The organism is Achromobacter sp. (assembly GCF_036567245.1).
Classification (GTDB): domain Bacteria; phylum Pseudomonadota; class Gammaproteobacteria; order Burkholderiales; family Burkholderiaceae_B; genus Achromobacter.
Genome location: NZ_DATCUY010000015.1, coordinates 1 through 3,835 on the forward strand (window position 1 = coordinate 1; position 3,835 = coordinate 3,835).

At 65.5% G+C, this 3,835-nt stretch carries 3 protein-coding genes; 1 reads left to right on the forward strand and 2 read right to left on the reverse strand.

Annotation, left to right across the window (positions count from 1 at the left end):
- Window positions 1–92: 92 nt before the first annotated feature.
- Entirely contained in the window at window positions 93–845 is a 753-nt protein-coding gene (glnH, locus tag VIR09_RS00505) for a glutamine ABC transporter substrate-binding protein GlnH (protein WP_013394003.1), read from the reverse strand.
- A 167-nt stretch (window positions 846–1,012) separates the two neighbouring features.
- Here glnH and VIR09_RS00510 point away from each other — a divergent pair, with 167 nt between their 5' ends.
- A complete protein-coding gene (locus tag VIR09_RS00510) occupies window positions 1,013–2,047 on the forward strand; it encodes a C45 family peptidase (RefSeq protein WP_332010659.1) in 1,035 nt (344 codons plus the stop codon).
- A gap of 75 nt (window positions 2,048–2,122) precedes the next feature.
- Here the strand turns inward: VIR09_RS00510 and VIR09_RS00515 are convergent.
- Window positions 2,123–3,835: hydantoinase B/oxoprolinase family protein (locus VIR09_RS00515; RefSeq protein WP_332010661.1), on the reverse strand; the 1,713-nt coding region annotated here is incomplete at its 5' end.

Sequence of the window (3,835 nt, forward strand, 5' to 3'; positions counted from 1 at the left end):
GGGACCGCCCGCCGGACTGCGGCGCAGCGGCCGGCTTCAGCCGGCGCTGGCCGATGCCGGGCGGTCCCGGAATGCAAAGCGAACCCGGGTGCTCAGGGCTTCTTGCCGAACCACTTGGTGTAGATGGCGTCGTACTGGCCGTTGGCCTTCAGCGTGGCCAGCGCCTTGTTCACCTGCGGCACCAGATCGCTGCCCTTGGGGAACGCGATGCCGTAGAAGTCGCCGCTCTTGACCGAACCCACCACCTTCACGCGGCCCTTGCCGGCCGTATTGGCGTAGTACTGCACATTGGGCGTGTCGTGCACCGCCGCGTCCACCCGCCCCGTGGCCAGTTCCAGATAGGCGTTGTCGATATTCGGGAACAGCTTGAGCTTGGCGTCCGGCACCTGGGCCTTCAAGAAGTCCACGGTAGCGGTGCCGGTCTTGACTGCGACGGTCTTGCCGGCCAGGGACTTGGCGTCCTTGATGTCCGTATTCTTTTCGCCGACCAGGATGGCCAGACCGCTTTCATAATAGGGATCGGAGAAGTCGATGACCTTCTTGCGGTCGTCCCGGATGGTGATGCCGGCCAGCGCCGCGTCGATGTTCTTGGTCTGCAGGCCCGGGATGATGCCGGCGAAGTCCATGGGCTGCAGCTTGTACTTGAGGTTGAGTTCCTTGGCGATGGCAGCCCAGAGATCCACGTCGAAGCCCACATAGGTATTACCCTGCTTGAACTCGAACGGCACGAAAGCGGTATCGGTGGCCACCACCAATTCCTTGCCTTGGGCCTGGGCGCCGGAAGCGGCGCCGAACATGGCCACGGACAGGCCGACCAGCGCGGCGGCGACTTTACGTTTGATCATGAAACTCTCCTCTTGGGGACCAGTCGGCACCCCGGGGTTGTTGTAGGGGCATGATTCCAGGGCCGTGCCGGGGTCTCCGGCTCGGCTTACCGCCGATCTTAACGCATACGTCCCCACCCGGCAGCGGCCGGAAAATTTACAATCCGCATGACACCCGGAGGATTTCCATGGCCTACAAATATGTGCGCATTGCCGGTAACCGGCGTCAGGCCGGCCTCGCGCTGGGCAAGCTGGCCCGCCCCCTGATGGCGACCTACCTGAAGCAGAGCCGCAGTTGGGACGCGCTGCGGCCGTGGCGCGGCCACACCTTCCTGGACACGCTGGCGCAGCAGGCGCAAGCGGCGCTGCCGGCAGTCTGGGAAGAGCTAGAAGGCCTGGCGGAAGGCTTGCGCATGCCGATCGAGGACGTGCTGCTGTGGAACTGCCGCGGCGACCTGCTGCACAGCACCACCGACGGCTGCACCTCGGTCGCGCTGAGGGCGGCGGACGGCACTCGCTGGATCGGCCACAACGAGGACGGGGATCCCTACCTGCATGGGCGCTGCCATCTGGTCGACGTGGCGCTGGACGACGCGCCCGGCTACGTCAGCTTCTATTACCCCGGTTCCCTGCCCGGCCACACCTTCGGCGCCAACCGCGCCGGGCTGGTCCAGACCATCAACAACCTGCGCATCCGTCAACGGCATCCGGGCGTGCCGCGCATGCTGATGGCGCGCGCGGTGCTGGATTGCTCCACGCTGGACGAGGCCGTCGCGCTGCTGCGCGAACTGCCGCATTCCGGAGGCTTCCATCACACCCTGGGCGCCGCCGGCGACCCGCGCCTGCTCAGCGCCGAAGTCGCGCCGGGCTCAGTCTCCATCCTGGAGATCGGCACGCGCTACGGCCATGCCAATCACATCGTGCACGCGGACATGGGCGGCGTGGCGCAGATCGTCACGGACTCGTCCCGGGCGCGCCAAAACCGCATCGAAGGGATCGTGGACGGCTGGTCCGGCGGCACCGGCCGCGACGATGTGATCGCCGCCTTGCACGACACTGAAGGGAAGTTGCCGATATTGCGTATCGCGGCGGACGATCCCGATGATGAGAACACCTTGGCGACCGCGATCTTCGAGATCGGAGAGAGCGAAGTGACCTTGCGGGTTTACGACCGGAAGGCGAAGGCGGACATTGCGCTGGATGTGATGTCGGACACGGAATAGCAGCCAGTCGCTACGCAGCAAGACAACGGCCGCGTCATTGCTGACGCGGCCGTTGCTTCATCGCCTTGTGGGGGGTCAAGCCTGGCCGTAGCCCCCGCCTCCGGGCGTTTCAACGACGAAGATGTCGCCCGGATGCAGCTGTGCGCTATCCTGCGGCCCCAGTTCCTGAACCGAACCATCGGCGCGCTCGACCGCGTTGCGGCCCATGGCGCCAGGCTGTCCGCCCGCCAGACCGAACGGCGCATACAGGCGGTTGTTCGACAGGATGGCCGCGGTCATGTCCTCCAGGAAGCGGATGCGGCGTACGCCGCCCTCGCCGCCCGGATAGCGGCCGGCCCCACCCGAACCCTTGCGGATTTCGTAGGACTCCAGACGCACCGGAAAGCGGAACTCCAGCACTTCGGGATCCGTCAGCCGCGAGTTGGTCATGTGCGCCTGCACCAGCGAAGTCCCGGCGAAGCCTTCATCGTGGGGACCCGCCGCGTCGATGCGCACGGGACCGGCGCCCGTGCCGCCCGAGATGGTCTCGTAGTACTGATGACGCGCATTGCCGAACGTGAAGTTGTTCATCGTGCCCTGGCTCGCGGCCAGCACGCCCAGCGCGCCGTACAGCGCGTTGACGATGCACATGGACGTTTCGACGTTGCCCGCCACCACCGAGGCCGGCGGGTTCGGGCGCAGCATCGAACCTTCCGGCAGGATGATGGACAGCGGCACGAGGCAGCCGTCGTTCAGCGGAATGTCGTCATTGACCAGCGTGCGGAACACGTACAGCACCGCCGCCACGGCGATGGCGCCGGGCGCGTTGAAGTTGTTGTCCAACTGGTTGGACGTGCCGGTGAAATCCACCACGGCGCTGCGCGCTTCGGTGTCCACCTTCACGGCCACGCGGATCACCGCGCCATTGTCCAGCGGATACTCGTAGCTGCCGTCCTTCAGCACCGAAATCACGCGGCGCACCGCCTCTTCGGCGTTGTCCTGCACGTGACCCATATAGGCGCGCACGACATCCAGGCCGAAGTGGTCGCACATGCGCAGCAGCTCCTGCACGCCCTTTTCATTGGCCGCGATCTGCGCATGCATGTCCGCGATGTTCTGGTCCGGATTGCGCGCGGGCCAGCGGCCGGAACCCAGGATGTCGCGGGCGGCCTGTTCACGGAACTCGCCGTTCTTCACCAATTGGAAGTTGGTGAACAACACGCCCTCGTCTTCCACCGTCTTGGAGTCTGGCGGCATCGAGCCCGGCGTGGTGCCGCCGATGTCGGCGTGGTGGCCGCGCGACCCGACATAGAACAGGATCTGGCGTCCGTCGTGATCAAACACCGGGGTGATGACCGTGACGTCGGGCAAGTGCGTGCCGCCATGGTAGGGATCGTTCACCACATAGGCGTCGCCCGGCATCATGCGGCCCGCATTCGCGTTCATGACCGTGCGCACGGATTCCCCCATCGACCCCAGGTGCACGGGCATGTGGGGTGCATTGGCGATCAGGCGCGCCTGCGCGTCGAAAATGGCGCAGGAGAAATCCAGGCGTTCCTTGATGTTGACCGAATACGCGGTGTTCTGCAGCCGATAGCCCATTTGCTCGGCAATCGACATGAACAGGTTGTTGAATACCTCGAGCATGACCGGGTCGGCCTGCGTGCCAACCACGCGGCGTTCCTGGCGGACTTCCACGCGACGGATCACGAAGTGGTCCTGCAACGTCAATTCCGCCTGCCAGCCGGGTTCGACCACCGTGGTCTGGTTGGGCTCGGAAATGATGGCGGGGCCCGCCACCACGTCGCC

Coding starts and splice junctions, on each gene's coding strand:
- glnH (WP_013394003.1), bottom strand. CDS start 845: ATGATCAAACGTAAAGTCGCCGCCGCGCTGGTCGGCCTGTCCGTGGCC.
- VIR09_RS00510 (WP_332010659.1), top strand. CDS start 1,013: ATGGCCTACAAATATGTGCGCATTGCCGGTAACCGGCGTCAGGCCGGC.